Source organism: Leptolyngbya sp. NK1-12, from assembly GCF_032598965.1.
In the GTDB taxonomy this organism is placed as follows: domain Bacteria; phylum Cyanobacteriota; class Cyanobacteriia; order Elainellales; family Elainellaceae; genus Elainella.
Genome location: NZ_CP053586.1, coordinates 3,818,176 through 3,844,098, shown reverse-complemented (window position 1 = coordinate 3,844,098; position 25,923 = coordinate 3,818,176). Strand labels below are relative to the sequence as shown.

Annotated in this window: 22 protein-coding genes; 10 read left to right on the top strand and 12 right to left on the bottom strand. The window is 51.2% G+C overall.

Going from position 1 to position 25,923, the window contains the following annotated elements:
* Positions 1 to 103 precede the first annotated feature (103 nt).
* Together HJG54_RS16285 and HJG54_RS16280 are read left to right on the top strand one after the other, a co-directional pair.
* Entirely contained in the window at positions 104 to 1,684 is a 1,581-nt protein-coding gene (locus tag HJG54_RS16285; protein WP_316429982.1) for a GAF domain-containing sensor histidine kinase, read from the top strand.
* A gap of 87 nt (positions 1,685 to 1,771) precedes the next feature.
* A complete protein-coding gene (locus HJG54_RS16280; RefSeq protein WP_316429981.1) occupies positions 1,772 to 2,356 on the top strand; it encodes an SRPBCC family protein in 585 nt (194 codons plus the stop codon).
* Between the two features lie 56 nt (positions 2,357 to 2,412).
* On the opposite strand, the gene HJG54_RS16275 is transcribed toward HJG54_RS16280, so the two are convergent.
* The 3 genes from HJG54_RS16275 to HJG54_RS16265 all read right to left on the bottom strand — a co-directional run bounded on the left by HJG54_RS16275 (position 2,413) and on the right by HJG54_RS16265 (position 5,625).
* Positions 2,413 to 3,414 carry a threo-3-hydroxy-L-aspartate ammonia-lyase gene (locus HJG54_RS16275; protein WP_316429979.1) on the bottom strand — a complete coding sequence of 334 codons (1,002 nt, stop codon included), beginning with the start codon at positions 3,412 to 3,414 and terminating at the stop codon, positions 2,413 to 2,415.
* Positions 3,415 to 3,506: 92 nt separating this feature from the next.
* Entirely contained in the window at positions 3,507 to 3,776 is a 270-nt protein-coding gene (locus HJG54_RS16270; protein ID WP_316429977.1) for a hypothetical protein, read from the bottom strand.
* A 328-nt stretch (positions 3,777 to 4,104) separates the two neighbouring features.
* Entirely contained in the window at positions 4,105 to 5,625 is a 1,521-nt protein-coding gene (locus tag HJG54_RS16265) for a NarK family nitrate/nitrite MFS transporter (RefSeq protein WP_316429975.1), read from the bottom strand.
* A gap of 632 nt (positions 5,626 to 6,257) precedes the next feature.
* Between HJG54_RS16265 and HJG54_RS16260 the strand changes: the two genes are divergently transcribed.
* Positions 6,258 to 6,458, top strand: coding sequence for a hypothetical protein (locus HJG54_RS16260; RefSeq protein ID WP_316429973.1), 201 nt, complete (start codon positions 6,258 to 6,260; stop codon positions 6,456 to 6,458).
* On the opposite strand, the gene leuB is transcribed toward HJG54_RS16260, so the two are convergent.
* Entirely contained in the window at positions 6,455 to 7,537 is a 1,083-nt protein-coding gene (leuB, locus tag HJG54_RS16255) for a 3-isopropylmalate dehydrogenase (protein WP_316429972.1), read from the bottom strand. The two genes, HJG54_RS16260 and leuB, sit on opposite strands and share 4 nt — an antisense overlap.
* Positions 7,538 to 7,635: 98 nt before the next feature.
* Positions 7,636 to 7,935 carry a hypothetical protein gene (locus HJG54_RS16250; RefSeq protein ID WP_316429971.1) on the bottom strand — a complete coding sequence of 100 codons (300 nt, stop codon included), beginning with the start codon at positions 7,933 to 7,935 and terminating at the stop codon, positions 7,636 to 7,638.
* Positions 7,936 to 8,719: 784 nt separating this feature from the next.
* Here HJG54_RS16250 and hpnI point away from each other — a divergent pair.
* Positions 8,720 to 10,051, top strand: coding sequence for a bacteriohopanetetrol glucosamine biosynthesis glycosyltransferase HpnI (hpnI, locus tag HJG54_RS16245; protein ID WP_316429969.1), 1,332 nt, complete (start codon positions 8,720 to 8,722; stop codon positions 10,049 to 10,051).
* Between the two features lie 5 nt (positions 10,052 to 10,056).
* Here the strand turns inward: hpnI and HJG54_RS16240 are convergent, their stop codons facing one another.
* The gene (locus tag HJG54_RS16240; RefSeq protein ID WP_316429968.1) at positions 10,057 to 10,227 is read right to left on the bottom strand and encodes a hypothetical protein; all 171 of its coding nucleotides are present in this window, start codon (positions 10,225 to 10,227) and stop codon (positions 10,057 to 10,059) included.
* A 1,058-nt stretch (positions 10,228 to 11,285) separates the two neighbouring features.
* On the opposite strand from HJG54_RS16240, the gene HJG54_RS16235 reads away from it, so the two are divergent.
* Entirely contained in the window at positions 11,286 to 12,776 is a 1,491-nt protein-coding gene (locus HJG54_RS16235; protein WP_316429967.1) for a cryptochrome/photolyase family protein, read from the top strand.
* A 93-nt stretch (positions 12,777 to 12,869) separates the two neighbouring features.
* Here the strand turns inward: HJG54_RS16235 and pstB are convergent, their stop codons facing one another.
* From pstB to pstS, 5 genes are all read right to left on the bottom strand, one after another.
* Positions 12,870 to 13,694, bottom strand: a complete 825-nt coding sequence (gene pstB / locus HJG54_RS16230; protein WP_035996902.1) for a phosphate ABC transporter ATP-binding protein PstB — start codon at positions 13,692 to 13,694, stop codon at positions 12,870 to 12,872.
* 184 nt (positions 13,695 to 13,878) lie between these two features.
* Complete coding sequence (gene pstA / locus HJG54_RS16225) at positions 13,879 to 14,799, bottom strand: phosphate ABC transporter permease PstA (RefSeq protein WP_316429965.1); 921 nt, start codon at positions 14,797 to 14,799, stop codon at positions 13,879 to 13,881.
* 71 nt (positions 14,800 to 14,870) lie between these two features.
* Positions 14,871 to 15,833 (bottom strand): phosphate ABC transporter permease subunit PstC, encoded by a 963-nt coding sequence (gene pstC, locus HJG54_RS16220; RefSeq protein ID WP_316429964.1) that lies wholly within the window; start codon positions 15,831 to 15,833, stop codon positions 14,871 to 14,873.
* Positions 15,834 to 15,892: 59 nt separating this feature from the next.
* Positions 15,893 to 16,294 carry a cyclic nucleotide-binding domain-containing protein gene (locus HJG54_RS16215; RefSeq protein ID WP_316429962.1) on the bottom strand — a complete coding sequence of 134 codons (402 nt, stop codon included), beginning with the start codon at positions 16,292 to 16,294 and terminating at the stop codon, positions 15,893 to 15,895.
* Between the two features lie 545 nt (positions 16,295 to 16,839).
* Positions 16,840 to 17,940 carry a phosphate ABC transporter substrate-binding protein PstS gene (gene pstS, locus HJG54_RS16210; RefSeq protein WP_316429960.1) on the bottom strand — a complete coding sequence of 367 codons (1,101 nt, stop codon included), beginning with the start codon at positions 17,938 to 17,940 and terminating at the stop codon, positions 16,840 to 16,842.
* Positions 17,941 to 18,402: 462 nt separating this feature from the next.
* Between pstS and HJG54_RS16205 the strand changes: the two genes are divergently transcribed.
* The 4 genes from HJG54_RS16205 to HJG54_RS16190 all read left to right on the top strand — a co-directional run bounded on the left by HJG54_RS16205 (position 18,403) and on the right by HJG54_RS16190 (position 23,067).
* On the top strand, positions 18,403 to 18,834 hold the full coding sequence (locus HJG54_RS16205) for a thiol-disulfide oxidoreductase DCC family protein (protein ID WP_316429959.1): 432 nt from the start codon (positions 18,403 to 18,405) through the stop codon (positions 18,832 to 18,834).
* A 170-nt stretch (positions 18,835 to 19,004) separates the two neighbouring features.
* The gene (locus HJG54_RS16200) at positions 19,005 to 19,121 is read left to right on the top strand and encodes a photosystem II reaction center protein I (RefSeq protein ID WP_035996916.1); all 117 of its coding nucleotides are present in this window, start codon (positions 19,005 to 19,007) and stop codon (positions 19,119 to 19,121) included.
* A gap of 138 nt (positions 19,122 to 19,259) precedes the next feature.
* The gene (locus tag HJG54_RS16195) at positions 19,260 to 21,938 is read left to right on the top strand and encodes a DUF3769 domain-containing protein (protein ID WP_316429956.1); all 2,679 of its coding nucleotides are present in this window, start codon (positions 19,260 to 19,262) and stop codon (positions 21,936 to 21,938) included.
* Positions 21,939 to 22,254: 316 nt separating this feature from the next.
* Positions 22,255 to 23,067: a hypothetical protein gene (locus HJG54_RS16190; protein WP_316429954.1), complete on the top strand. Its 813-nt coding sequence runs from the start codon at positions 22,255 to 22,257 to the stop codon at positions 23,065 to 23,067.
* On the opposite strand, the gene psb29 is transcribed toward HJG54_RS16190, so the two are convergent.
* A complete protein-coding gene (gene psb29 / locus HJG54_RS16185) occupies positions 23,052 to 23,765 on the bottom strand; it encodes a photosystem II biogenesis protein Psp29 (protein WP_316429952.1) in 714 nt (237 codons plus the stop codon). The two genes, HJG54_RS16190 and psb29, sit on opposite strands and share 16 nt — an antisense overlap.
* Positions 23,766 to 23,913: 148 nt before the next feature.
* On the opposite strand from psb29, the gene HJG54_RS16180 reads away from it, so the two are divergent.
* Entirely contained in the window at positions 23,914 to 25,920 is a 2,007-nt protein-coding gene (locus HJG54_RS16180; RefSeq protein WP_316429951.1) for a DNA polymerase III subunit gamma/tau, read from the top strand.
* Positions 25,921 to 25,923 lie beyond the last annotated feature (3 nt).

The window sequence follows — 25,923 nt, the reverse complement described above, 5'->3', positions numbered from 1 at the left end:
GTGAAGATGCAGATTTGTAGCTCTGTTCAGTCGCCATCGAGGGGAATTCTTGAAATCAGTAACAGTCCACTCTAACTGTTTATCTAATTTTCCTGAGTTAGATATGGCCTTTCATTCTCCTATTCCCCAGCATTATGAACCTCAGATTGACCCTCGAATGGAGCGAGAGGGAATGCAAGGACGTGGCCCATCGATTGCACAGCTTCAACAGCAACTCCAACAGCATCAACAACGCCAAGCGCTGATTGACCAGATGGTGCGAACAATGCGCCACAATCGGGGTCTTGAGCAGGTCTATCGGTTGGCTGTACATGGTTTGGTGCAGACGCTACAAGTCAGTCGAGGACTGCTGATTCTGTTTAAGTATGCCGATCCCCGTTATCGCCACAGCACTGTTGGTAGTGTCGCCAGGACAAAGGCGAGTGTGGTTATAGAATCCTGGCTATCAGAAAATTTTTGCGCGATTGACAGCAGTTCAAGCGACAGTAGCTCTGATAAAAGAGATTTTGAGACAGCCAACTCCGATCCCGAGCAACTTGTCACTTTCTGGGCCTCTGATTGTAGCCTCTGCCAAGCTATTTTGACTGGGCAGCCGCAAGTTCTGTTTAACGAACAGCCGGGTGAACGATCTGGCTTAGCCCAGCAAGCAGCTTCCCTGTTCCGGTTAAACGCACTGCCCACGCTGCTGATGTTGCCGCTAGAAAGCCAGAACACGATTTTAGGCTGTTTGGTGCTGCAACACGAAACTCACCAAGACTGGTCAATTGATACGGTTGATTTTGTGCGTTTGATCGCGGCGCAACTCAGTACGGCAATCCTTCAAACCCGCAGCTTTCAGCAGGTACAGGCTGTGGTGCAAGAGCGGACGGCGCAACTTCAGCGTAGCCTAGAGGTGCAGGCCAAACTCTATGAAAAATCTCGACAGCAGGTGGAGCAACTGCGGAAACTGAACGCGGAACGAGAAGAATTTCTCAGCACCATTAGTCACGAGCTGCTGACGCCCTTAACTAGCATGACTTTAGCAATCCGGATGTTGCGTCAAGCCAAATTGGATGATGCCCGTCGGCAGAAGTACCTCGATATCTTAGAGCAGCAGTGCGTTCAGGAAACTCACTTGATTAACGATCTGTTGGCTCTGCGGAAGCTGGATTCTGTTCCCACCAGCGTCCAAGCCCAGAAGCTGGATCTGCGTCAGTTGATTCTGACCCTAACCGAGGCAATGGGATCCACTTGGCAAGACAAGGATCTGAAGCTAGATTTGGATTTACCGCCCCGACCGCTGATCTTCTACAGCGATGGCGACAACCTGCATCGCATCTTGATGGAATTGCTCACTAATGCCAAAAAATACTCAGAACCTGGCAGTACGATTCACTTGAGACTCACCTACGAAGGCGATATCACGGCTCGACAAGTAACGATGGTGGTCCGCAATATTGGAGTTGGCATTCCGCCCGATGAATTGCCCCACATTTTCGACAAATTCCGTCGCGGTCAGGGCATGACCCAACAGGCGGTTCCCGGCACTGGATTAGGATTGGCCCTGGTCAAAAGCCTGGTAGAGCATATGGAGGGCACGATTACCGCTGCCAGTCGTCCGTTAGACCATAGCGCCATTTGGGAAACCTCATTTACAATTACCCTGCCGCAGGCCAAGGATGGTTGTATTCATGCCAGTGCCTGAAGGGGTAGAGTCTGATATGATTTGGCGAAGCGCATTTTATTCGCATCTAATCGTCTGCCTAGGAACTAAGCTAGAAGCAAAAGCCACATGACCGAAGTGACCGGCTCGATGAATATGAATGAGGAGTTGAACCTGCTGGCTCAAGAAGAAGCCGTGGAAGCAGATTGGCAGGAAAACCTGTCGTCGTCGGATGTAGAGGTAACGACTGACCGAGCGGAGGGGCGCGAGCGCCAGATTTCGGCGCGGATTTGCCTCCCCTACTCGATGGAGCAAATTTGGCAGATTCTCACTGATTATGACCATCTAGCTGACTTTATTCCCAATCTGGCCAAAAGTCGCCGCATCGATCATCCTCAAGGCGGGATTCGGATCGAGCAGATTGGCACTCAGGCTTTGCTACGGTTCAAATTTTGCGCCCGTGTGGTGCTCGATATGGTGGAACAATTTCCCCACCAGCTTGATTTTCAGATGGTGGAAGGTGACTTCAAAGCCTTTAGCGGTAGGTGGATCTTACAATCCCTAGCCGATGACACCGGCACGGAGCTTTGCTACCAAGTGACAGTGCTGCCTCCTCGTGCTATGCCCGTTAGTCTGATCGAACGCCGCCTCAAGAGCGGTCTAGTAATTAACCTATCGGCTATCCGTTGCCGCGCCGATCAGTTGTTCGGATAATATTTGGATAATGTTCGGAATACTCGGGGATTGGCCCTGAAGCCTATACCTGAAGTCTATAAATATTTCGCGATCTGCTTTAGATCCACATTGCCGCCGCTGATGATCACGCCGATACGAGCATTGGTTTGATCAACCATGCCTTCCAGCAGGGTGGTGGCGGCAAGTGCGCCAGTGGGTTCCACTACAATTTTGAGCCGTTCCCAGAGGAAAAACATGGTGCGCAGTAGCGCCTCATCTGGAACGGTTAGCATCTCATGCACGTACTGCAAAATTAGTGGAAACGTCACCTGGCCCGGTGCAGGCGTGCGGGCACCGTCAGCAATGGTGTCGGGGTTGTGAACTGTTTGGATCGTTTTGCTGTAGAACGAGCGGGTGACATCATCGCCGTTTTCTGGCTCAACGCCAACCACCCGACAGTTAGGAGCCAGGGCTGCAGCCGAGATAGCGCATCCCGATAGCAAACCACCGCCGCCACAGCACACTAGCAGCAGATCGAGTTCACCCACCTGCTCAAATAATTCCTTTCCTGCAGTTCCTTGCCCTGCCACCACATGGGGGTGATCGAAAGGAGGCAATACTACTCCGCCTCGTTCGGCTGCGAGCTGACGGGCTAAGGCTTCACGCGACACCTCCGAACGGTCATAGAGCACCACTTCTGCTCCATAGCCAAGAGTTGCAGCTTGTTTTACGGCTGGAGCATCTTCCGGCATGATGATGGTAGTAGAGATGCCAAGCAACGTCCCGGCCAACGCTACCGCTTGGGCATGATTGCCAGACGAATAGGTTAAAACGCCCCGCTGCCGCTGTTCCGATGAAAGTTGGGCTAGGGCGTTGTAGGCTCCTCGAAATTTAAAAGAGCCGGTACGCTGAAAGTTTTCGCACTTGAAGAACACCTGATTTTGGGTGCGCTGATTGACGGTGCGAGAGGTAAGTACGGGTGTGAGGTGAGCCTGCCCAGCCAAGCGCTGAGCTGCTGCTGCAATGTCTGTGTAGGTGACTGGGTCGGTGACTGGTGTTGTGCTCGGCGCTTGAGGAGAGGGATCTATGTGCGTCACGAATTTAGCCTCACAAAATCTAGCCTCATCAGGTAGCCCTGCAATGAACTCAATCAACTAAGTAGGTTGAGTTATTTCGTGTCGTTTCCTCCTTAGCGAATTCCCGACTCGATCTGATTCAGCGGCACAAAGCATTCTCTAGGCAGCAGAATTGGCTTGGCTCCAAAGATTAGCTTGCCCCGCAGGCTAAACCGATCCAGCGCTACCCCAATGGGCCGCTGAATTTCGTCTGGATGCACTTCGTAGTAGGTTCGGTAGATGGAACGCGCAGCTTGCAAAAGCGCCGGGTCAAGCAAGGCCGAGAGGCTGACGGACTCAGCCGCATTCGGCAACCGGCTCTCCGGCTTTGAGGTTTGAACCATGAATCCCCCAATTAAAATTGGCTAAACTTCATGACGCTTTAACGCTAGACGATTTTAAGCATTACAGCATAGTAGGCAATGAATTGTTACATGTTTTCAGAAGCTGTGCCACAAAATCAGGTAAAGAAGGTCAGGAGTCAGGAGTCAGGAGTCAGGCTTCCCAGAGCGTCAGCCGACGGGAGTCAGGAGTCAGGAGTCAGGAGCTAGGGGCAGACATAGGGGTGGGGTTTGCCGACATGTTTGTCAACAGAGCATGATCTTTGCTAAACCTGCTCATACAGAAATCAGGGGACCGCAAAATTCTGACTTCTGGCTCCTGTCTTCTAATTCAATTATTCGATGATTGCTCGTAGACGGGTGCTGCATTGAGTTGACCCAGTGCGACAGGTTCCAACACCTCCTCATGAGCGTCATGAGAAGCAGGTTCCTTAAGAGTGAACGCATTTAGACAGGCCACAATTATGGCAGTGACGCCCAGCACCTGAAAGAAAATCCGGTCGCCAGCCACACCCTGAGGCAGCAGGCTATACAGCGTTAGATAGGCAACTGCGCCTACATTGCCGTAGGCTCCTACATTACCGGCAATCTGTCCAGTGATGCGCTTCTTGACTAGAGGCACAATTGCAAAGGTTGCGCCTTCAGCGGCCATGACAAAAAAGGAAGCGGCCATGGTCACAAGCACCACTACCACGAGGGCAATGCCTTGGCCCAAGCTGCTGAAGACCAAATAGCCGATGCCAGTTCCGGCTAGTGTGGCGGCCAGCGTCCATTTGCGGCTGCCAATCTTATCAGAAATCAAGCCACCACCCGGACGCGCCACCAGATTCATAAATGCATACATGCCAGCTACTCCTCCAGCCACCGCCGCCGTGAGGCCAAAGCCGCGCTGAAAATAGGTGGGCAGCATCGAGACTACCGCTAGCTCTGAGCCAAAACAGGCTACATAGGCTAGTTCTAGATTTGCCACTTGGGAAAACTTGTAGCGTTCTTCTGCTGGGTAGCGCAACCGCCCGGTCATTAGAGGTTGATTAGCTTTCCAAATGTTGTAGGACTGGAACAGATAGAGACCAATCAGAAAAATGACAATTCCAATTAGCGCATTCGTGCTAATCAAATTCACCTTGGTTAGCCGCCAAGCGATCAAACCCAACGCACCCACCAGTGGAATATTCATCAGCAGCAAAAACCAAAAATCGCGCTTGCTCGTTACTTCCATGCCAGCACTGCTAGGCGGACGCTGGTAAACCTTTCCGGGCGGGGTGTCGGACACATTAAAGAAGTAGATCACGCCATACACAGCAGCAGCAATTCCGGTTAGGGCAATTGCCAAGCGCCAGTTCACCTGCCCTGCGGCCAGAAATGCGGTTGCTGTCGCCACGGTGGGTAGCGTAAAGGCTGCCGCTGCCGAACCAAAGTTGCCCCAACCGCCGTAGATGCCTTCGGCCAACCCGATCTCTTTAGCAGGGAACCATTCCGCCACCATTCGAATCCCGACCACAAAGCCACAGCCCACAATGCTGAGTGCCAAGCGACTGTATACCATCTGTTCAAAGTTTTGGGCTAAGGCAAAGGCGAGGCAGGGAAAGGCTGCATAGATCAACAAACAGGAATAGGTAATCCGTGGCCCAAATCGGTCTAAGATCATGCCGACAATGATCCGGGCTGGCACTGTCAAGGCGACGTTACAGATCGCAATCGTCCTCAACTGCGCTTCGGTCAAGCCAAGCTCGGTTTTGGCAGCAGTTGCCAGTGGGGCAAAGTTGAACCAAACGACAAACGTTAGAAAGAAAGCAAACCAAGTCAAATGTAGAATTCGGTATCGTCCATCAAAGGACCACAGTTTAGGCATAGGTCTGTCAAAAATTTAGTAATGAGCAAGCGTGCTATCTGAGCGGGAGAAAAAATATAGCTTCGGCAAGGGCTGATGAGTAAGTGTGGTAACTAACCAGCGAATACCACTGATACAATCAGCAAATCAGCAAAGGGAACAATCGTAATTCCGTAACTACAGCGTGTTTCATCCATGTGAGGTATGGGGGGTGGGGGGCGAAGTCCCCATGCAGGAGCAGTGCTCCTGCACCCCGTTTTTCGTACTTCACTAGCCTGAAAAAGGCTGTATTGGATATTTGTAACTATTTGATTCCGTAAACTATTGACAAGAGTGTTCAAGATTGGGAAAGGGTGGTGAATTCGATTAGACTCCAGCAGGTCGGATCGCTGAAGCCAGACGAATGTAAAATTCCTGCCTACGACATTAGGTTAGTCAGGCCATTCGCTTCACTTTGTGTTCTTTGGTACAAAATCACTGAGGTTGATTGATAACCTGCATAGACCAAATGCGGTTTCTGCAAAAAAGGCTCGCTGACTGAAACCAGCAATTTTTGCGAATCAATAAGTTGAGGCTAATTTCTGTATCTAAGGCTACATTTTTTCGATAAACTAAAGAGTGGATGGCTCATTTACGGTTAAGGACGCAAGGCAATGAAATGGCAAAATCGGATGCTGGCACAGGCGCAAGTGCATCCGGATCGTTGGATTATGCTGATTTTTCTGGTGGCGACGGCTGGAATGTTTAGTCTGATTCCTCTCGTTCTGAATGCAGAGATCGCGAATTCGCCAGCCAATCATTCGGCCCTTGCTGGTGAGTCAGGACTGTGGAGCGCCCTAGGTGCGAAAGACTAGGCTAACGCTTGCAGCAGCGCGTCTCCCATCTCCTGACAGCCGACTAGCTTCATTTCAGCAGACATGATGTCGCCTGTGCGGTAGCCGGCATCCAAGACCTTCAAAACGGCTTGCTCCATGCGGGTCGCGGCTTCGGGTTCGTTCAGCCCATAGCGCATCATCATTGCCGCACTCAAAACCTGAGCTAACGGATTCGCCTTGTCCTGTCCGGCAATGTCGGGGGCAGAGCCATGCACGGGTTCAAATACTCCTGGACCAGAAGCTCCCAGACTGGCGGAAGGCAACATGCCAATACTGCCGGTCAGCATCGCCGCCGCATCAGACAAAATATCGCCAAACAGATTGCCGGTAACAATCGTGTCAAACTGCTTCGGTGCCCGGATGAGCTGCATGGCGGCATTGTCTACATAGAGATGGGACAGCTCGACATCGGGATACTCAGCAGCTAACTGGGTAATGCGGTCGCGCCAGAGTTGGGAGACATCCAGTACATTGGCCTTATCTACGGAACACAGTTTGCCGCCGCGTTTGCGAGCTGTCTCGAAGGCTACCCGCCCGATCCGGTCAATTTCGCTTTCGGAATACACCATAGTGTTGACGCCGCGCTTTTCGCCGGTTTCGGTTTCAAAAATGCCTTTGGGCTGGCCAAAGTAGATACCGCCCGTCAGTTCCCGCACCACCATAATATCGACCCCTTCTACAACTTCCCGCTTCAGGGAAGAGGCGTCAATCAACTGAGGCAAAATGCTGGCTGGACGCAGATTGGCAAACAGTCCCAACCCAGCCCGTAACCCCAGCAATCCGGTTTCAGGCCGCTGATGGCGCGGTAGGTTGTCCCATTTGTAGCCGCCAATCGCCGCTAGTAGAACAGCATCGCTATTTTTGCAGGCGGTCAGCGTTTCATCGGGCAGGGGATTACCTGTGGCGTCAATCGCTGCGCCGCCCATCAGCGCTTCTTGAAACTCGAACTTAATGCCGAGTTGCTCACCCACTTGCTTCAGTACCGCCACCGTTACGCTCATAATTTCGGGGCCAATGCCGTCGCCGGGCAGTAGGGTGATGCGATACTGTTTGCTCATGGTATTGCAGAAAGTAAAAGAACAATCGAGATAGCGGTGAGTATTTTATCTCAAATTCAGCCCCCTATTGTGAACCCGCTTGACTGAATAAACTGGCCTTACTCTTGCTGCAAAAACTGAATCTGTGGCAGCAGCGGGTCTTGGACTACGCCCACGCCGGTAAACCCCCAACGCTTGAGTAAACTCTTGAGCTGGGTTCCGGGAATTGTCTCGACGGCAAACCGGTCAGCGACGCCGGAGCCGTGGGTGTTGAGGTAGCTGAGGGCATCGGCATATTCGCGGAACATCAGCAGAAAGCCGGGATCGGGCAATTTACCTGGATCGGTAGCCCGAGGCCGCGCCACTAGATACTGACCGTCAATTTTTGAGCGGATGAGATAAAAGGTTTCTGACAGCATGATTTGATTGTCTCATACCGATTTTAGATTTTAGATTTTAGATTTAGGTTTAGGTTTTGAATTTTAGATTAGAAAGCGCTGGTATTACCGGCTTGCAGCATCGTCATCCGCAGTATCTGAATCTGATAACTCATTACGCTAATTTGATCAGAAGATATATTGAGGGAGATCCGAAATTTCTGACCTCTGACTCAAGATTTATAAATAGCATAAACCAGTTCATTGGGTTCTACCTCGGCAGCTCGTCCAGGTTTATGCTCTTATATTAACTGATTTGTTAAAACTTTAGTTGGTTCTATATAACTCTATCAATACGTGTTGAGTTGACTTTCGTGTTCTACCTATCGCCCTCAGTTTAATAAATCACCGATGCAATTGGCTGATGCAATTGGCTGATGCAATTGGCTGATGCAATTGGTCAGGATGACAAGAGTGTCACCACAGTCAATGACTACTCTACCCTGCTTCCAATATCATGACTGGCATCAATTTTGTAAAGCTTCCCTTAAGCAAACCGCAGTTTGTGGTTAACGTCGCTTATGATCATCTCATTGCAATTAAATAAATATTAATAACAATTTCTGCTTAACGATTAAGCAGTTTGCTGTTTTTTGCTTAAAGGTGAGATCACAATCCACTTTTGTGAGTATCATATTGCGGTTAATCGGAATCATCTGACCTCACCACAGAATCCATCAGGCCAAGGGATTGAAGGACGCGGCTGCGGTTTTGGCGTGCTGTTCTGTCCTGGGCTGTACTATCACCTGTGCGAGCACTGAATTGAATGAATACCTTGCTTTCTCTTAGTCTCAGCATTCTACCTGCTGTACCGCCTACTGTACTACTGATTGTACTAGGTTTCGCAGTTTTTAGCCTTACAGTGCTCAGTCTAGGAGCGCTTTGGTGTTACGGCTATGGGATCTACGCTGCGATTGATTATTTGATCCACGCTAGTTCTGCCGATTTTAGCTCGCCGGAAGCGCCAGACTTTTCTCCTAGGCTCACGGTTCTCAAGCCCCTCTGTGGTGCGGATACCGCCACCTACAGCAACTTGCTCTCGTTTTGCCAGCAAGATTATCCGGATTACCAAATTATCTTTGCGGTTCTGAGTGCTGCTGATCCCTGTATTGAGGTGGTACAGCGACTGATCCGGCAGTTTCCCGAACGAGATCTCCAGCTCGTCATCAGTAACGGGGCAGTTGGTCCTAATCCCAAGATTGATAATTTGGTAAACGCAGCCCGCTCTGCCAAACACAGCCTTTGGGTGATAGCTGACAGCGATATTCGGGTTGGGTCAGATTATTTGCAGCAGATTGTCCAGCCGTTTCGGTATCCAGGGGTAGGTATCGTAACTTGTCCCTATCGGTCCCAGGCTAAGGGATGGGTGGCAACGCTAGAAGCATTAGGAGCTGCGACTGAGCTACATCCTGGTATCTTGATGGCTCGCCGCATCGAAGGCGTCCATTTTGCCCTAGGTTCAACGGTTGCTATCCGTCAAGATTTGCTGACCCAGCTAGGGGGCTTTGAAATCATTGCCGATGATTTGGCTGATGATTTTCAGCTCGGGCGACTGCCGGCGACCCTAGGCTATCGGGTGGTGCTATCCAACTATGTGGTTGAGCATGAACTAACAGCCCATTCAACCTGGGAAGCGCTGCAACGACAAATTCGTCAAGCACGGGGTCTGTGCGTTTCTCGTCCCGGTAGTTACATGGGTCAGATCATCACTTCGGGAACGGTGGCTAGTCTCGTGCTAGGGCTATTGGGTAGCTCGATCTGGAGTTGGACATTACTGGCTCTGGTCTGGCTGGCTCGCTTGGCGCTCGCTTGGGTGGTTGGCAGCCTTTGTTTGCAGGATCGCGCTACTCAACGGTATTGGTGGCTGCTGCCAATTTACGACCTGATTAGTTTTAGCATCCGGTTGAGCATCTGGGGCTGTGCTCTGGTGGGACATGGGGTGGGCCAAATTGCATGGCGCGGCCAGCGGTTTCGGTTCTTGTCAGATGGTAAAGTACAGGCTATCGCGGACTTGACTGGGCGACAGCAGAACCCACAAAATTCGCAAAAAGCCTATGCGCTACCGACCTTAGAAGAACCGACTTTGAAGGAAATTTAGCCTGTCTAGTTTCCTTGCAGCTGCGCCAACACTGCCTGGTAATAGCGCACAGCATCCCGCACGTATTCTTTGAGGTCTTTTAGGGTGTCAGCTTGAGTGAAGATGGATTCTCCGAGTGCTCGTGCAGTGTAGCCGCCTTCTGGATCGTCTTCAACCAGAAAAATGATTTCAGTCATGGGTGCTGCGTTCAACGCTTGCCTTTAGTGTAGCCTGTCTGGTTTCCTTGCAGCTGCGCCAACACTGCCTGTGTCGCCGGATAATCGCTTAACTGTGCGGTTTGTCCTGCCTCGACCAACCTATCAAAGTTAGTGGTTTTGTAGTGAAAATGCTATATCGGAGTGCATCTTCAATGATTTGTAGATATTTCCTCTAAAGTCCACATCATGGACTTGCGACTGTCTGATTCTGCATTAACCTTGAGGATAATTCTGATTCTGCCAACTCGCAGCCTTAAGAATCCTTGCCAATCTCCTTTCAAGTTCTTGATGTCTAGCTCATTGAACGGAATAATTCCTTCAGTTTCAATCGATTGCAGCAGATCTGCCAACTTTTCACGAATCTTCTCGGCTTCTTGGGGTGATAGCTTTGCCAGAAATTTAGCGGCTGCTTTACTGAAGAGGATTTCCACGTCTGACCCAATTGGTGAGGCTGACAAATTCGGTGGGGTCAGGATCAGCAGGGCTGCCTAGTTTAGATTGGATCTCCTGCATTTCTTTGTCGCTAACATAGGGAATCAAAATTTGACAGAGCCTTAATCACTCTTCTTTCAGGACTTCTCGCAGGCTCTCTTTAACGAGCTGTTTTAATTCGCTGGCTTCCATCGCTATTTGGGGGATGCAAAAGATTTGTAGCTATCTCTAGTTTACTGCTTCTGTGTTTGTAGATCTGCCAGCACTGCCTGTGTCAGTGGATGGTCGCTTAACTGCTCAGTTTGTCCTGTTGCAATAGCCTGCTGTAAGAAACGCATAAAATTCTTCTTAACTTTTTGAGTGGTTGGATGGTTTTCATCTAAATGAATCGTTAAAGATAGATGACACTATTAGAATGCTATTAGAATGACTGAATCTGCCTATGCTTTCAACCACTGAAAGGAAATGCAAGCGTTTATAATAAATCAATTGACAGGTTGATTGCAACCCGAAAAGGCCGTAAACTCAGAACAACCACAGCCCCTATTTCTTGGCTCCTGATAGAGGATTACTATAGCGGCTCTAAATTAGTGATTGAATCGGCTATGACCATTGGCATTTGGGTATTGGGTGATCAGCTTTCGTTGACTCAGGCCGCATTACAAGGTGAACGGGCACCGGTAATTTTGATTGAATCGAGTCAGCATGTTCAAGAACGTTCTTATCATCGGCAAAAACTGGTTTTAGTGTGGTCAGCCATGCGCCACTTTGCGGCGGAGCTGCGGCAGGCAGGCTGGGATGTCAGCTATGAAATTGCCGAGAATTTCGAATCGCCTTTGCGCCACTGGATCAAAACGTATGGAATTACAGAGCTGCGGTTGATGCAGCCCAACGATCGTCCCTTTGCCCAATGGCTTGCATCGCTCGAACTGCCGTGCAAAATCACCCTCGTCCCCAACAATCTATTTCTGTGGACGGCAAATCAATTCCAGGCTTGGGCAAAAGGCTGCAAAAACCTGCTGATGGAATATTTTTACCGGGAAGGGCGACAGCGCTATCAGATATTGATGCAGGGCAAGCATCCGGTCGGCGGCGTTTGGAACCTAGACAAGCAAAACCGCAAGCCGCCTAAAGGCAAACTGAATCCTCCCAAGCCCCTCTGGTTTGAACCAGATGCCATGACCCAAGACGTCATAGACTGGGTGAAATCTGGCCATTTTTCCAGCTACGGGACCGTGGAGCCGTTTCGTTGGGGTGTGACTCGCTCGCAAGCCTTGCAGGTGCTGGAGCATTTTTTGACGACCCGTTTATCGATGTTTGGTCCCTACCAGGATGCCATGCTAACTGGCGAAGAAACGCTTTGGCATGGGTTGCTTTCGCCCTATTTGAATCTGGGACTGCTGCATCCGCTGGAGGTAATCCGGGCCGCTGAGCAAGCCTACTACGACCAGCAACTCGACCTCAACAGCGTTGAAGGGTTCATTCGGCAGATTCTAGGCTGGCGGGAATACATGCATGGACTGTACCACTATGTAGATGATGACTATCCCCAGCGCAACTGGTTTAACCACACCCAGCCACTGCCGCCTTTTTTTTGGGATGCCAGTCAAACCGATATGAACTGTCTGCACCAGACGCTTCAGCAAGTGGAAGCTACTGCCTACGGTCACCACATCCAACGCTTAATGGTATTGAGCAACTTTGCCCTAATCGCCGGACTGTCGCCTCAACAGGTTGAGAACTGGTTTCATGCCGCCTTTATCGACGCCTATGACTGGGTGATGCAAACCAACGTGATTGGTATGGGGCTATTTGCAGATGGAGGTATCTTGGCCTCTAAACCCTACGCTGCCTCAGCCAATTACATTAACAGAATGAGCGACTACTGCAAAACCTGTGCCTACAGTCCCACGGCTCGCACTGGAGCTAGGGCCTGTCCGTTCAACTTCTTCTACTGGGATTTTCTGGACCGCCATCGAGACAAACTTCAATCTCAGGGCCGCATGAGCTTCATTCTCAAAAATCTCGATCAGATGCGGAGCGAGGAGTTGGAGGAGATTCGGCTGCGGGCAAGGGAATGGGGGGATGAACATTAGCAATCTTAAATGGGTGATGTAGAACGAAAACAAAAAAACACGAAGAATTGCTCTCCGTGTTGTCAGTTGAGATGGGTAGGTAGGGCAAAAGCTTTAACCGAATCGACCGCTGACGTAATCCTGAGTAGCCTGCTGTTTCGGAGCATTAAAGATACTTTCGGTGCGGTCATATTCCACCAAATAGCCGAATCGGCTGCCGCTGTCACCTGCCTCGGCGTTGAAGAAGGCCGTATAGTCTGCCACACGGGATGCTTGCTGCATGTTGTGAGTAACAATCACAATCGTAAACCGCTGTTTGAGGTCATGCATCAGGTCTTCGATACGCAAGGTGGAAATTGGATCAAGCGCAGAACAGGGTTCGTCCATCAGGATGACTTCTGGTTCAATGGCAATGGTGCGAGCAATACACAAGCGCTGTTGCTGACCACCGGATAGGGACAAACCGCTTTCCTTAAGCTTGTCTTTGACCTCGTCCCACAGCGCAGCACCTCGCAGCGAACGCTCCACCAATTCATCCATATCGCCCTTATAACCATTGATACGAGCACCAAAGGCAATGTTGTCGTAGATGGATTTGGGGAACGGGTTAGGACGCTGGAACACCATACCAATCCGACGCCGCACTTCCACAGGGTCCACCTTCGGGTCATATAGATCCACACCCTGATAGGTAATTTTTCCTTCAACGCGGGCACCCGGAATCAAATCATTCAAGCGGTTGTAGCAACGCAAGAGCGTACTTTTACCACAGCCCGAAGGGCCAATGAACGCAACGACCTTGTGTTTAGGAATGTCTAGGAAAACGTTACGGACGGCCTGGAAGGAGCCGTAGAAAATCGAAACATTTTCAGTGCGAATAACAATGTCGCCAGCAATAGAGTTGTTGATCGCATCTTGTTGAATTGAGGGATTCGTCATAAAGCATCAGGGGTAACTTGACTATAGGTTTGAGGGATGAATCCAGAACAGGTTAAAGGACTGTTCTATTGAGCTTGGCGCACTGTGGCTGTCAATCGAATTGTAAGCAGATTCAGTTGAGTGAAACTTCCTACAGGTGAGCTAAACCAAGTGGATGAGGCAAGCCACTGAAGTGTTGCACCTCCTAGTAAACCTTGCGGCTAGTCAGGCTGCGGGCCAAAATGCTGACAGTCAGAATCAGCAAAACCACGATCAGCGCAGCAGCCCAAGCCAGTTCGTTCTGATTTTTGTAGGGGGCAATCGCGTAGTTGTAGATCAGCACCGAGAGCGTCGCAATCGGTTCGCGCAGACTGCGAGCGTCAAACTGGTTGAACAGAGCCGTAAACAAGAGCGGTGCTGTTTCACCAGCAGCCCTTGCCAAGGCTAGCGTTACTCCAGTAGCAATAAACGGTAGAGCCGCGGGAAGGATCACATTGCTAACTCCCTGGAAGTTGGTTGCTCCAATGCCTACCAGTCCTTGCCGCACTTCTCTCGGAATCGACTTCAACCCTTCTTCTGCCGTGCGGATAATAATTGGTGCCATCAGTACCGATAGCGCTACACCACCGGCAATCGCCGAAAAAGTGCCCATCAGCACTACTACCACCCCGTAAGCAAACAAGCCAGCAATAATCGAAGGCACACCGCTGAGCACATTGGTACAGAACCGCACAAATTGGGATAACCTGTTGCCCTGGCCAAACTCTACCGTGTAGATTGCCGTCAGCACCCCAACTGGGACACTGATCAACGCACCAATCAAGCAGGTGAGCAAGGTACCCATAATGGCATTGCGAAAGCCTCCTCCATCGACCAGCGGCGGCGGCGGCAGTTCGGTGAATACAGAGGGAAAATCTTGCAGCAGGCGGCTGAGGCCATTCTTCAACAGCATGAACAAAATGGAAGCCAGCGGTAACAGGGCAATAGCAACGCACAGCATTACCAAGCCCGTCATGACTTTGCCAAATAACTTGCGCCCAGATGTAACTCCCTTGTCAAACTCGCCGGTTGCAATGTCGTAGGGGTTGTCATTTTGAGGACGACTGGACTGATTCGGTGAACTCATAGGGTAAAACAGGTACAGGACTCAGGTTCAATAAATCTGCCAGTTGAACAATCAACTGATCGCTCAACCGCCTACTCCACTTGCTGAAAGCGACTAACAATCACTTCGGCCAGCATGTTGACGATCAGCGTCAAAATCATCAAAATCAGAGCCTGATAAAACAACGCAGACCGCTGAAGGCCGCTGGCTTCTCCAAATTGGTTAGCAATCAAAGCCGAAATAGTAGAAGCGGGGGCAAACAAAGACACATTCACCCGGTTAGCATTGCCGATCAACATAGCGGCGGCCATTGTTTCACCGAGCGCCCGACCCAACGCCAGCATCACCGAGCCGATAATGCCCGATAGTCCAGCGGGTAGCAAAACCTGCATGATTGTCTCCCAGCGGGTTGCTCCCAACCCATAAGCCCCTTGACGCAACTGGGGTGGCAGCGAAATCAGCGAATCACGAGAGATGGCAATGATGGTAGGCAAAATCATAATCGCCAGCACTAAGGCCGTAGCAAACATCTGCCGGGTTGAAGGCGGGGTAGAAAAGAAAGGAATCCAGCCAAGAGCATTGTGAATTCCCTGAAGCAACGGCAGAATAAAGGGCACGAACACGAAGATGCCCCACATCCCGTAGACCACACTCGGAATGGCGGCGAGCAGCTCAATTACAAAGGCAATCGGGGTAAGGATGCGGCGGGGCAGAAAATCTTCGCTCAAGAAAACAGCAACCCCAACTCCCAGCGGCACAGCAAACAGCAGCGCAATAATCGAGCTAACGATGGTGCCGTAGATCTGGGGCAGCGCTCCGTAGAGGTCTTGGACTGGGTTCCAAACTTGGCTGAACAGAAACCCTAGGTTAAAGGTAGCAATCGCCGGAAAAGCAATCGACAACAGCGAGTAGGTGATCCACACCAGCACTGCCCCGATGCCAACTGCCAGCAGCAATGTCAGCCAGTAGAAAAGGCGATCTATCAGTCGCGGCGCATGGAATTTTTGCGAAGATTCAATCAGGGTCTCTTGATTGGAAATGGTGGGCGAAGTCATGATGGTGATTGCAGGAGGACAACAGAACGAAGGAGCATAAATTGGCCCAGCGCGCCATTCTACTGAGCAGCTTCTACAGGATGCTTCTTAAATCGAATCAAGCGATCCGAGTAGCTGCGAATCACTTCTAGCGCAAACATAGGCGTTTCTTGAACCGCAAACAGAAAGCGCTGCTCATCCATATACGCCACTTTGCAGGGCGTTTTAGCTACTGCCGTGGAAACTCTAACTCCATCAGGATGAACGAGTGCCCCTACCCCGAACACGTCTCCAGCCTTAATGGTCTCTTTGAGCTGACCATCGACATATTCTTCAACTTCCCCCTCCAAAAGGCCGTACATGTAGTCCCCTTTCTGACCTGCTTCAAAAATCACGTCGCCAGCCGTAAAGATTTTGGGATCAGGCTGACGCTGAAAGATCTGAACAGTCATAGCAGGTTCTAGCGGTGTGTGTAGTGGCATCGTTTCCTCGATTCAATCTGGAAAATGACAGGATAATAGAGTGCAAAAAACTAAAAAACTAAAGCCAATTTTGAAATCTACGAATTCTGAGATTCTCGAATACTCAATACCGACGCTCTAAATTGACCAAAGGTCAATAGCTAAAGCCACAATTGAATGAAACAGCAGCGTAAAACCCTGAATTCAACTCTTTGTGCAAAAGCTATGCAAAATCTACCAATATTACTTTGAATTTCCACGTCGCCTATCCTACAGCACGTCTTAAATAAGCCTTAAGAGCATGCTTTAACCAACAAAGACTTACCAGAATGAACCAATAGGTCAGGAGATCAAGAGGTTTATAAAGATTCTGGACCTTTTTCCTACATATAGTGATCCCTACACACAACGATGTAAACGAGGTCCCTGATATCAAGAAGATAGAAGCAGTCTATCAGCATTCTTGCAGAAAAGATGCAGGCAGCAGCACCTCTTTAGAAGCTGGGAAAGGCAGCCATCGACTAACCTTTCCCAAGCTATGATCAGCTACTTGTTTCTGTATCTGCCTACTGGATTTTGGCGACTTCAGTTTTGACCTTGTCAGCCAGTTCGGTTTCTAGAGGAATGTAGCCTAGATCATTAGCAGCGCTCTTGCCGTCTGTGAGGGACCAGCCAACCACACTGTTCAGCGCTTCTTTCTTGGCCGCATCCTGGTACTCAGGGTAGAGCAACAGCCAGGTCAGCGTTGAGATGGGGTAAGCATCGGGATTTTCTGGATCGGGAACCAACAGCGCGAAATCTGCCGGCACCGTTTCACCCTTGAAGGCCAAAGCGCCTGCTTCAGGAGTTGGTTCGACAATATTGCCGGCCTTGTTCTCGATCGCAGCCATCTGCAGGCCGTTTTCCTTAGCGTAAGAGAATTCGGTGTAGCCGATAGCACCAGGAGTCTGCTGGATTTGTGCCGTCACACCCTCGTTGCCTTTAGCACCCGTTCCAACCGGCCATTCTACCGCTTTGTTGGCACCGGCCGTCCAGTTGGGGCAAGCGGCCTGCAAGTGGTTGGTGAAGGCAAACGTGGTGCCACTACCATCTGAACGGTGCACAAACTGAATGTTGGAGTCGGGTAGGTTGACTCCGGAGTTTTCAGCCGCAATCGCCGGATCGTTCCACCGGGTAATTTCACCAGTGACAATGCCGCAGTAGGCATCGCGGGAAAGCTTCAGGCCATCCACACCATCCAGATTGTAGGCGAACACCACGCTACCACCCGTCATTGGCACCTGAATTGGCTCAGCCCCAAATTTGGCTTTGAATTTTTCACGTTCTTCTGCCTTCAGCGGAGCATCAGTAGCTCCAAAGTCTACAGTTCCGGCCAAAAACTGTTCAACCCCAGCACCGCTGCCCACGGATTGATAGCTGATCTGGGTGTTGGGATTTTGCTTGTTGTAGTCGGCAAACCAGCGCTGATAGAGCGGAGCCGGGAAAGAAGCACCTGCGCCACTGAGGCTAACAGTGCCACCGCCACCACCGCCACCAGCCGTTGGAGACGTAGCCGTTGGTGCAGATACATCTGGATTGGAGGGACCGCAGGAGACGGCCAGCCCCATCGAGACACAGCCAATGGCTGCTATAAAAGCGCGACGTTTGAAGCGTGTTAGGGATGTCATGCGATCTACCTAGTGATTAAAACTTCTAAATTTTACAGATCGTGTCGCAAGCATCCTACTGCCTGATCATAAAGGGAACATCCAGTAAACGGTTAAGAGAAGGTTATCTCTCGATAGAGAAAAATAAATTCACCCATTAGGGTGAGTCTATACTCAGGGTTGGCAGACTTCTAGAATTTAGTTGAAACAGAGTAAAAATTTCAGATCAAGAAGCGTAACAATCCTTAATAATCACTCTACGATGCGAGTCACTACTGACTAAGTTAATCAGAAGTGGGCAGAATCGGCAAAACCGGTCAACAGCCCATGAAATAGCCGGAATAAAACAGCCAGAATAGAAGCAGATAAGCTCTAACTTCACTTACCCAATCCAAACTTACCCAATCCAAACTTACCCAACTTAGTCAACTCACAAACAGGACGGAAACCATTCAAGATAGACCTTAATCTAGGAGTGATTTGATGATCTATCACGTGATCTACGACGGAAACTGTAACCTATGCGTCAATTCGGTTAAGTTGCTGGAGCAACTTGATCAGGGCAAGCAGTTTCGCTATGCGCCCATGCAGGACCAGACGACCTTAGCCCAATTTGGCATCACGCCCGAGGATTGTCAGTTAGGCATCATTTTGATTCAATCAGAACCACCGTTTCAACGCTGGCAGGGGACTGCTGCGATTGAGGAAATTGGTTGCCTCTTGCCGCTGGGCGATGCTTTTGTGACGGCCTATCAGCAATTGCCCGGTGCCAAATGGGTTGGTGACCGGCTCTACGAGCAAATCCGCGATCATCGCTACATGCTGTTCGGCCAGCGACCTACCTATCACTCGCCCTATCCCATTGCTTCAGATGGCTTGTGCGCAGACGGAGGTTGCGCTGACCCAATCCATTGAACCGTTGACTGGACATGACTGAACAATTCACCCAACAATAATTGGCGGCTACAATTGGCGGCCGCTAATTGGATCACGACTTCTCGACTAGGCTTTGTCCAAAAGGGTGCAATGTTTCTGTATGATAATAAAGCTTATTTTTTAAACAAACTCGTTTGGGAGATACCGCTATGTTGACTCTCAAGATCGTGGTGTACATTACAGTACTTTTCTTTGTCGGGCTGTTTGTGTTTGGCTTTTTGTCGAATGACCCCTCCCGCAACCCCAAGCGTCGCGATCTGGAATAAATTCAAACTTCAGGCTGTACGCCTGTCAGACCATAGACTTCTGGAACCTACACGCGAACAAGGAGTCTGATGAGCCTGTATCAGGGACGGTTAAAGTCCTGTTGTTGGGCTTGCCGTCTACATTGTTGCGATTAGAGTATGCCCTATCCGGTTTCGCCGCCTGCCCTACCTCCGGTCGTCAACGTCGTACTGCCTGAGGAATCCTTCCATTCTTCGTCCAATCAAGATTTTGCAGAAGCCGCTGCCTCAAATAGCCCTACAGAAGCGTCTACAGGTTCTTTTGTACCTGCAGATACTGCTACCTGTGTAGAGAACTGTGGTTCGGTGGTGCCAGTACTAGAGCCGGTTTCGACTGCACCTAGCCTGACCCCAGCCGCAAGTTTGGGTGGTCCCATGACAATAAACCAATCGGATAGGGCAGTTCAGTTTAGCGTTGCGCCTGAACCACTGCCAAGGGCCACCCGTGCGGCTCAAACAGTGATTTTGCCGCTGCCCGAATTGGATGCGCTTGTACTGGCTAACACAGCTCCAATCCCCAGAACGCAGCAGTATACAGCGCCTGATGCACTGCCTGCCGTTCCAATCGGTTCACCGGATTCCCAATTAGCGAGGACGGTACCGGAGCCTTCTTCCTCAGCACCTCAGGAAACAGATGGGCGCGCACCATTGCCCGACGCTCAGCTCCTCGACGCTCAACTCCGTCCAGAACCTACTGCCGTTCCCCAGCCTAGTCAGCAACCTGAGACACTTCGGCTAGATCTGCCAATTCCTGCACCTGCACCGTTAGAGGTCGATCCTGACCAGCCGACAACAGAACCTTTACCCAATCCAGTACCCGATTCTGATGGCGAGGTGCTAACAATTCCAACGCCACCCCAGCCCACGCCAGAAGCCCAACCTAGCCAGCCGACACCGGGTGCGAGTCCTGGTAGCGTACCGATCGATCCACAGGCGGTTGGGGAAGTGCTAGAGGTGCAAAGTGACCGGCAAGAATTTGACGAGCGACAGCAGATTTTTATCGCCGATGGCAATGTTAGGGTCCGGTTCCGCCAGGCCGTATTGACGGCGGATCGGGTGCAGGTCAATATTCCCAACCGGGTTGCGGTAGCCGAAGGTAATGCAGTCTTAACTCGTGGCGATCAGGTGCTGCGCGGTGCCCTCTTTACTTACAACTTTGGCCTCAATCAAGGCGCGATCCAAACCGCCCGAGGCGAGCTACTGATTCCGGCCGCAGAGCGGGATTTTGATCCGACCCCGCCGGCTATTGGTTCGGCTGCGGAGCAACCTGCGACTGAGCGGCTCTCTACGACTCAGCCGTTGCAGGTGTTTGGCGGCATACCCGGCCCAGCGTTCGGGCTGAATCTTCCCAGGCAGCAGCAAGGACAAATCAGCCGACTCCGGTTTGAAGCCGATCAGGTGGAATTCTTTGGCGAGAATCTAGAAGCCCAAAATGTTCGGATCACAAACGACCCCTTCTCACCCCCCGAACTTGAGCTGCGATCCAGCCGAGCCACCTACACCCGCCTTTCCCCAACCACTGCCGAAATTCGTGCCCGCAATCCGCGCCTCGTGTTTGATCAGGGCTTTGAGCTGCCGCTGTTGGTAGATCGATTGGTACTCGACAATCGCAGACGCAGCTCTGGTTTATTCAACTTCGGATTCGACGAGAGAGACCGGGACGGTTTCTTTATTGAGCGCACGTTTGATGTCTACTCCACTCCGCTGGTCTCATTTAGCCTGACGCCTCAAATTCTAGTGCAGCGAGCGATTGACCAGGGCAGCTTTCCCGATCCCGATCACTTTGGACTGATTGCCAATCTGGATTTTCGCTTTAGCCCCAACACCACTGCCCAAGCCGTTGCTAACTTTAGTAGCCTGGATTTGAGTGAAATCGAAGATCGGCTGCGGGCCAGCGTGCGAGCACAGCAGCGTGTGTTTAACCACACTGTGGCGCTAGAATACAGCTACCGCAACCGGCTATTCAACGGCTCGTTAGGCTTTCAGGATGTGCAAAGCAGCATTGGCCTGGTGATAAATTCGCCTCGCTATGTGCTGGGAGATAGCTTGATCAACCTCAACTATCAAGGCAGTATTCAATACGTCAATGCCCAAACCGACCAGTCAGACCTCTATCCGCAGCTGCGTCAGGATCGAGATTTGAGCTGCATCAAGCCAGATGACCGAGATACAACTGGTAACGGCTGTGTAGACCTAACACGCTATCAGGTGGCAGCCACCCTGAGTCGATTTTTCCCGATCTGGTACGGGACTCCGCTTCCTCCTACCCCTACCGAAGGGCTGCGCTATACTCCAACTCCGGTTGTGCCCTATCTGGGTGTGTTTACCCAATTGCAGGGGGTCTACAGTGGCTATAGCAATGGCGACACTCAAGCCAGCTTGCGCGGTAGTGTTACTCTGTTGGGACAAATCGGTCGGTTTTCGCGACCATTTTTGGATTCCACGGAATTCAGTTTTGGCTATTTCAACACGCTGCTAGAGGGCAAATCGCCCTTTTTGTTTGACCGAGTCGGTGACTCACAGTTTGTGATTGCTGGCCTGACCCAGCAGATCTATGGACCGTTACGAGCCGGGGTACAGATTGCCTATAACCTCGATACTCAGGATGAGATCGATACAGTATACAGATTGGAATACCGACGTCGTACTTATTCCATCATTGCCACCTATAGCAGCGGCAGGCGAGAAGCAACCCTCAGCTTTCAGTTGAACGACTTTAATTGGACTGGCGATCCGGGTCCCTTTTCTGGCTCAGGCGGCAATACGGTTGAAAGTAGCGTAATTCAAGGTGTCAATTAGATTGCAATTAACCTCTTGAACTAGCGGATAGACGTTGGCTGAATGAACGGGAACACGTTGGCCGGGTGGTAAGGACTTATGCAATAGGAAATGGAGTGTAAGCAGCTTGCCCATTACAGGTGAGACATCGGTTCAATCAGACGTTGATTGAGCAGAACATTGAGCTTGTTACTGGCTCTGTTACTGATCCTGTTCCTGAGCTAGCTACTGAGCTTGTCACTGCCATGGATGAAAGTGAATTTTCGTGCAATTCCGATCCATTGCCCCAATTTCCCGATTAAAGTTTGTTAAGAACCCTTTTTATCCTGTGGGTGGCATGACTGAGCAAGCCAAAGATGTAATTGCTGCAAATGTGGCTGAGTTAATGACTCGCTACAGTTTTGATCCGGGAGGCTATGGGTTAGAGCAGTGGATCGAACAATGGTTGCGGCAATACCCGGCAGAATGGTTAAGTCCGGCTGTAATCGAGGCACTTTATCAAGGTCGCTATAAAGCTGTTTCCGTCTGGCAAATTTTGGAACTATGGCGACGGCGTGGCAGACCGCTTCAGCACTTCAGCCGCGAGTTTGAACGGATGATTTCAGGTCGTTCGCTGCAGCTCTTGTTTACCGAACCGAGGTTCACTGAACCGCTCCTCACGATTCCCCAACCTGTTTTAGTAGGTGCAGAAACCAACGGCAGCCATTCTAGATACCGCTCGGCGGTTGAACCAAGGCAGCTCGTACCTCAAGACCTGAACGTAGATGCCTCGGCGCTAGTATTTCCGGTCCGCGCCTCCTCCCCTTCAGCTGAAGGACCACCTGCAATCCAGCCTTTTCGGCCGTCCCAGCAGTTCCAGTTAAGCTTGCCACCCGAAATTCGCCAGCCGCTAGTCAAAGCACCAATTCGTACACCAATTCAACGATTTGTGCCAGTACCAAAATCGCCGGAGATTGACGCTCGATTACACGATAAGTTGAGGTCTATTGCCCAAGCGCTGGTCGCTGCCAATGCTCAAGCCTACTCGACGGCTCTGGCAGCTAGCCAAGACACGCCTACATCGGTTGAGCCAGTTGCTCAGACAACGCTAGAGGCTGAAGAGGCTGAAACAGATCAATCAATCCAAGACAATACTCAGCTCGACTCTTGAGAATCGGACGGTGTCGTTACGGTGTCTTTAGCTTTGGCTCGCTCTTCTTTCTTTTTGCGATCGGCCTTGAGGATATCATCCAGCACAATCTGAGCTTGGGCGATTTTATCCAGATTGCTGCGATACAGCTCCAGGTCTTTCTGCATCTTGTCGCCGGAGAGGTTCAGCGCCTCGCTCAGGGTTTGCAGAGCTTGGTTACGCTTGGATTCATCCTTGACCAAACTGGGGTCCATCAGCTCCAGCAGCGTGTATAGGCCAATTGCAAACAGGCGACTGTACTTGAAGCTAGAATTACCTGCTACTCCTCGCAATGCATCATAGAGAGCACCTGCTGGTGCCATATTCAGCTGCTTGACTTGCGACAAAAAGGTATCTGCCGAAGTGGCAGCGGCTTCAGATTGCAGTTGCTCCGCATCGCGGCGATATTTCTGGGCATCATCCTGCAATGCTTGACACAGGGCATTAAAAATCGAAGTTTTATCGGCCTCAGGTCGATAGCCTTGCATAAACCGATCAAAGGCAGTGACCACGCCCAGACCATAAATTGGGTCATAGCGATAATCCGCATTGACCGAGAGCAGGTGCATCTCTACCATCAATTCATCAACAACCCGCCGATAGATCGAGTTAATCGGGCGGGTATGAAGCGTGTAAAAGGCTCTCTTGGTTTCGGAAACTGTGCGGACGTTACTACTCACTGGCTAAATCTAAACACAATGTGATCTCCATTATCCCACAGGACGGCGGGGATGGGGCAGAAGCTGTCGATTCCCAGAAATTTCCAAAGTGGTACGTCTGTTCGAGCATTCCTCGCTTACCCTAGAGGAGAGAATTTCAGCACCCGCTATGGCTTACGAACCCCTGCACCACAAGTACCGTCCGCAAACCTTTGCTGAACTGGTTGGACAAGCAGCAATTGCCACCACCCTGACCAATGCCCTGCGCCAGCAAAAGATTGCCCCGGCTTATCTGTTCACCGGAGCACGCGGTACCGGCAAAACATCCAGCGCCAGGATCTTGGCTAAGTCACTCAACTGCCTCCAGTCATCCGTACCAACCGAAACGCCCTGCGGTGTCTGCGAAGTTTGCCGTTCGATTGCCAACGGTTCCGCCCTAGACGTGATTGAAATCGACGCCGCCAGCAATACCGGCGTAGACAACATTCGGGAGTTGATTGAACGGGCGCAGTTCGCTCCAGTGCAGTGCCGCTACAAGGTGTACTGCATTGACGAATGTCACATGTTAAGCAACCAAGCCTTCAATGCGCTGCTGAAAACCCTGGAAGAGCCACCCGAGCGAGTCGTATTCGTGTTAGCCACCACCGACCCCCAGCGCGTGTTGCCCACAATTATTTCTCGCTGCCAGCGCTTCGATTTTCGCCGGATTGAGCTAGAGGCGATGGTGCACCACCTGAGTCGGATTGCCGACAAAGAAGCGATCGACGTTAGCCCAGATGCCATCCAGCTCGTGGCCCAAATCGCCCAAGGCGGTCTGCGCGACGCTCAAAGCATGCTCGATCAGCTGAGTTTGCTAGAAGGCCGGATTACCGTAGAGCGGGTTTGGGATCTGGTCGGTGCAGTGCCAGAACGCGACCTACTGGCATTGGTGCAAGCTCTGACTCAATCTGATATCACTGCCGTGATCGAGCAGGTACGGCGGTTGCTGGATCGGGGTCGCGAACCCTTGATTGTGCTGCAAAACCTAGCCAGCTTCTACCGCGACTTGCTGATCGCCAAAACGACCCCCAACCGCAACGATTTAGTCGCCATTACTCCACCCACCTGGGCTGAGATGTGCCGCTTTGTGCAAGCTATCGATCTCAGCCTGTTGCTGAAGGGCCAAACCCATCTGCGCGAAAGTGAAATTCAGATCAAAAACACCACCCAACCACGCCTCTGGCTCGAAGTCACCCTAATGGGCCTGCTGCCCACCGAACACCAGCAATCCCCGACTTCCCCCGCTCCCTTCCCCTCTCCCCCACCTCCCGTTCAGCTGAGCGCGGTCGAAGCCCCCATTCCCCCACCTCCCGTTCGGTTGAGCGCTGTTGAAGCTTCATCTCCTCCTCTCCCATCCCCCTCTCCCCCTGCCTCCGAAGAGCCAGCCGTACCAGAAACAGTACCCGCGATCCTGTCGTTGCCTCAGCCCGATCAGCCGGAGATCAATTTAGAGCAGATGTGGCAGTCGATCATTGAGGTGTTGCAACCACCGGGTACCCAGGCCTTGTTTCGGCAGCAGGGGCGTTTGCTGACTCTAGAAGCTGAGAAGGCCCGGATCGGCATCAGTTCCCAGCCGTTATTCAAAATGGCGCAGCAGCGGGTCGCTAATTTGGAAGCAGCCTTTGCCAAAGTTGCCCATCCAGTGAAGGTGAGCTTAGAAGTGGTGCATTCTAGCCCGTCTGCTGATGCGTCTCCTTCTGCCAATTCCTCTCCAGCCGCTACCGTACCACCAAGTCATTCGTTGGGTAATTTAGCTGCCCCAGAATCGAGACCTATCAGTACACCCATGGCGCGGGAAACGCACCATCCAGGCAGCCGTAATCGCAATGCTGGGACCAGTAATGGCAATCATTCTGATCACAGCACTGTCGCAGATTACGGTGCTGTCACAGATCCGCCGCTTTCCTACAATGCCAATCCAGCCAATCCAACCTTGGTTACTTCCTCCCAGCCCCCTGCTTGGCAAGAAGAGGATGAAGTTAGCCGGGCAGCCAAAAGCTTGGCTCAAATGTTTAACGGTCAGATTGTCAAGGAAACCGATGAGCTGGAAGTGTTGGCACCTGAAACCTTGAGTCGGGGCCAAGTGGCCGCTCTCCAACCGGATGTGGGGGATCCGGATGATGATGTGCCATTCTAATCT

Excerpts from the sequence above, each read along its gene's own strand:
- pstB (WP_035996902.1), bottom strand. The coding sequence starts at position 13,694 with ATGACGAATCCCTCAATTCAACAAGATGCGATCAACAACTCTATTGCT.
- pstS (WP_316429960.1), bottom strand. The coding sequence starts at position 17,940 with ATGACATCCCTAACACGCTTCAAACGTCGCGCTTTTATAGCAGCCATT.
- leuB (WP_316429972.1), bottom strand. The coding sequence starts at position 7,537 with ATGAGCAAACAGTATCGCATCACCCTACTGCCCGGCGACGGCATTGGC.
- HJG54_RS16200 (WP_035996916.1), top strand. The coding sequence starts at position 19,005 with ATGTTGACTCTCAAGATCGTGGTGTACATTACAGTACTTTTCTTTGTC.
- HJG54_RS16195 (WP_316429956.1), top strand. The coding sequence starts at position 19,260 with ATGCCCTATCCGGTTTCGCCGCCTGCCCTACCTCCGGTCGTCAACGTC.
- pstA (WP_316429965.1), bottom strand. The coding sequence starts at position 14,799 with ATGAGTTCACCGAATCAGTCCAGTCGTCCTCAAAATGACAACCCCTAC.
- HJG54_RS16235 (WP_316429967.1), top strand. The coding sequence starts at position 11,286 with ATGACCATTGGCATTTGGGTATTGGGTGATCAGCTTTCGTTGACTCAG.
- HJG54_RS16205 (WP_316429959.1), top strand. The coding sequence starts at position 18,403 with ATGATCTATCACGTGATCTACGACGGAAACTGTAACCTATGCGTCAAT.
- HJG54_RS16285 (WP_316429982.1), top strand. The coding sequence starts at position 104 with ATGGCCTTTCATTCTCCTATTCCCCAGCATTATGAACCTCAGATTGAC.
- HJG54_RS16180 (WP_316429951.1), top strand. The coding sequence starts at position 23,914 with ATGGCTTACGAACCCCTGCACCACAAGTACCGTCCGCAAACCTTTGCT.
- HJG54_RS16250 (WP_316429971.1), bottom strand. The coding sequence starts at position 7,935 with ATGCTGTCAGAAACCTTTTATCTCATCCGCTCAAAAATTGACGGTCAG.
- HJG54_RS16260 (WP_316429973.1), top strand. The coding sequence starts at position 6,258 with ATGAAATGGCAAAATCGGATGCTGGCACAGGCGCAAGTGCATCCGGAT.
- HJG54_RS16215 (WP_316429962.1), bottom strand. The coding sequence starts at position 16,294 with ATGCCACTACACACACCGCTAGAACCTGCTATGACTGTTCAGATCTTT.
- HJG54_RS16280 (WP_316429981.1), top strand. The coding sequence starts at position 1,772 with ATGACCGAAGTGACCGGCTCGATGAATATGAATGAGGAGTTGAACCTG.
- hpnI (WP_316429969.1), top strand. The coding sequence starts at position 8,720 with ATGAATACCTTGCTTTCTCTTAGTCTCAGCATTCTACCTGCTGTACCG.
- HJG54_RS16190 (WP_316429954.1), top strand. The coding sequence starts at position 22,255 with ATGACTGAGCAAGCCAAAGATGTAATTGCTGCAAATGTGGCTGAGTTA.
- pstC (WP_316429964.1), bottom strand. The coding sequence starts at position 15,833 with ATGACTTCGCCCACCATTTCCAATCAAGAGACCCTGATTGAATCTTCG.
- HJG54_RS16265 (WP_316429975.1), bottom strand. The coding sequence starts at position 5,625 with ATGCCTAAACTGTGGTCCTTTGATGGACGATACCGAATTCTACATTTG.
- HJG54_RS16270 (WP_316429977.1), bottom strand. The coding sequence starts at position 3,776 with ATGGTTCAAACCTCAAAGCCGGAGAGCCGGTTGCCGAATGCGGCTGAG.
- HJG54_RS16240 (WP_316429968.1), bottom strand. The coding sequence starts at position 10,227 with ATGACTGAAATCATTTTTCTGGTTGAAGACGATCCAGAAGGCGGCTAC.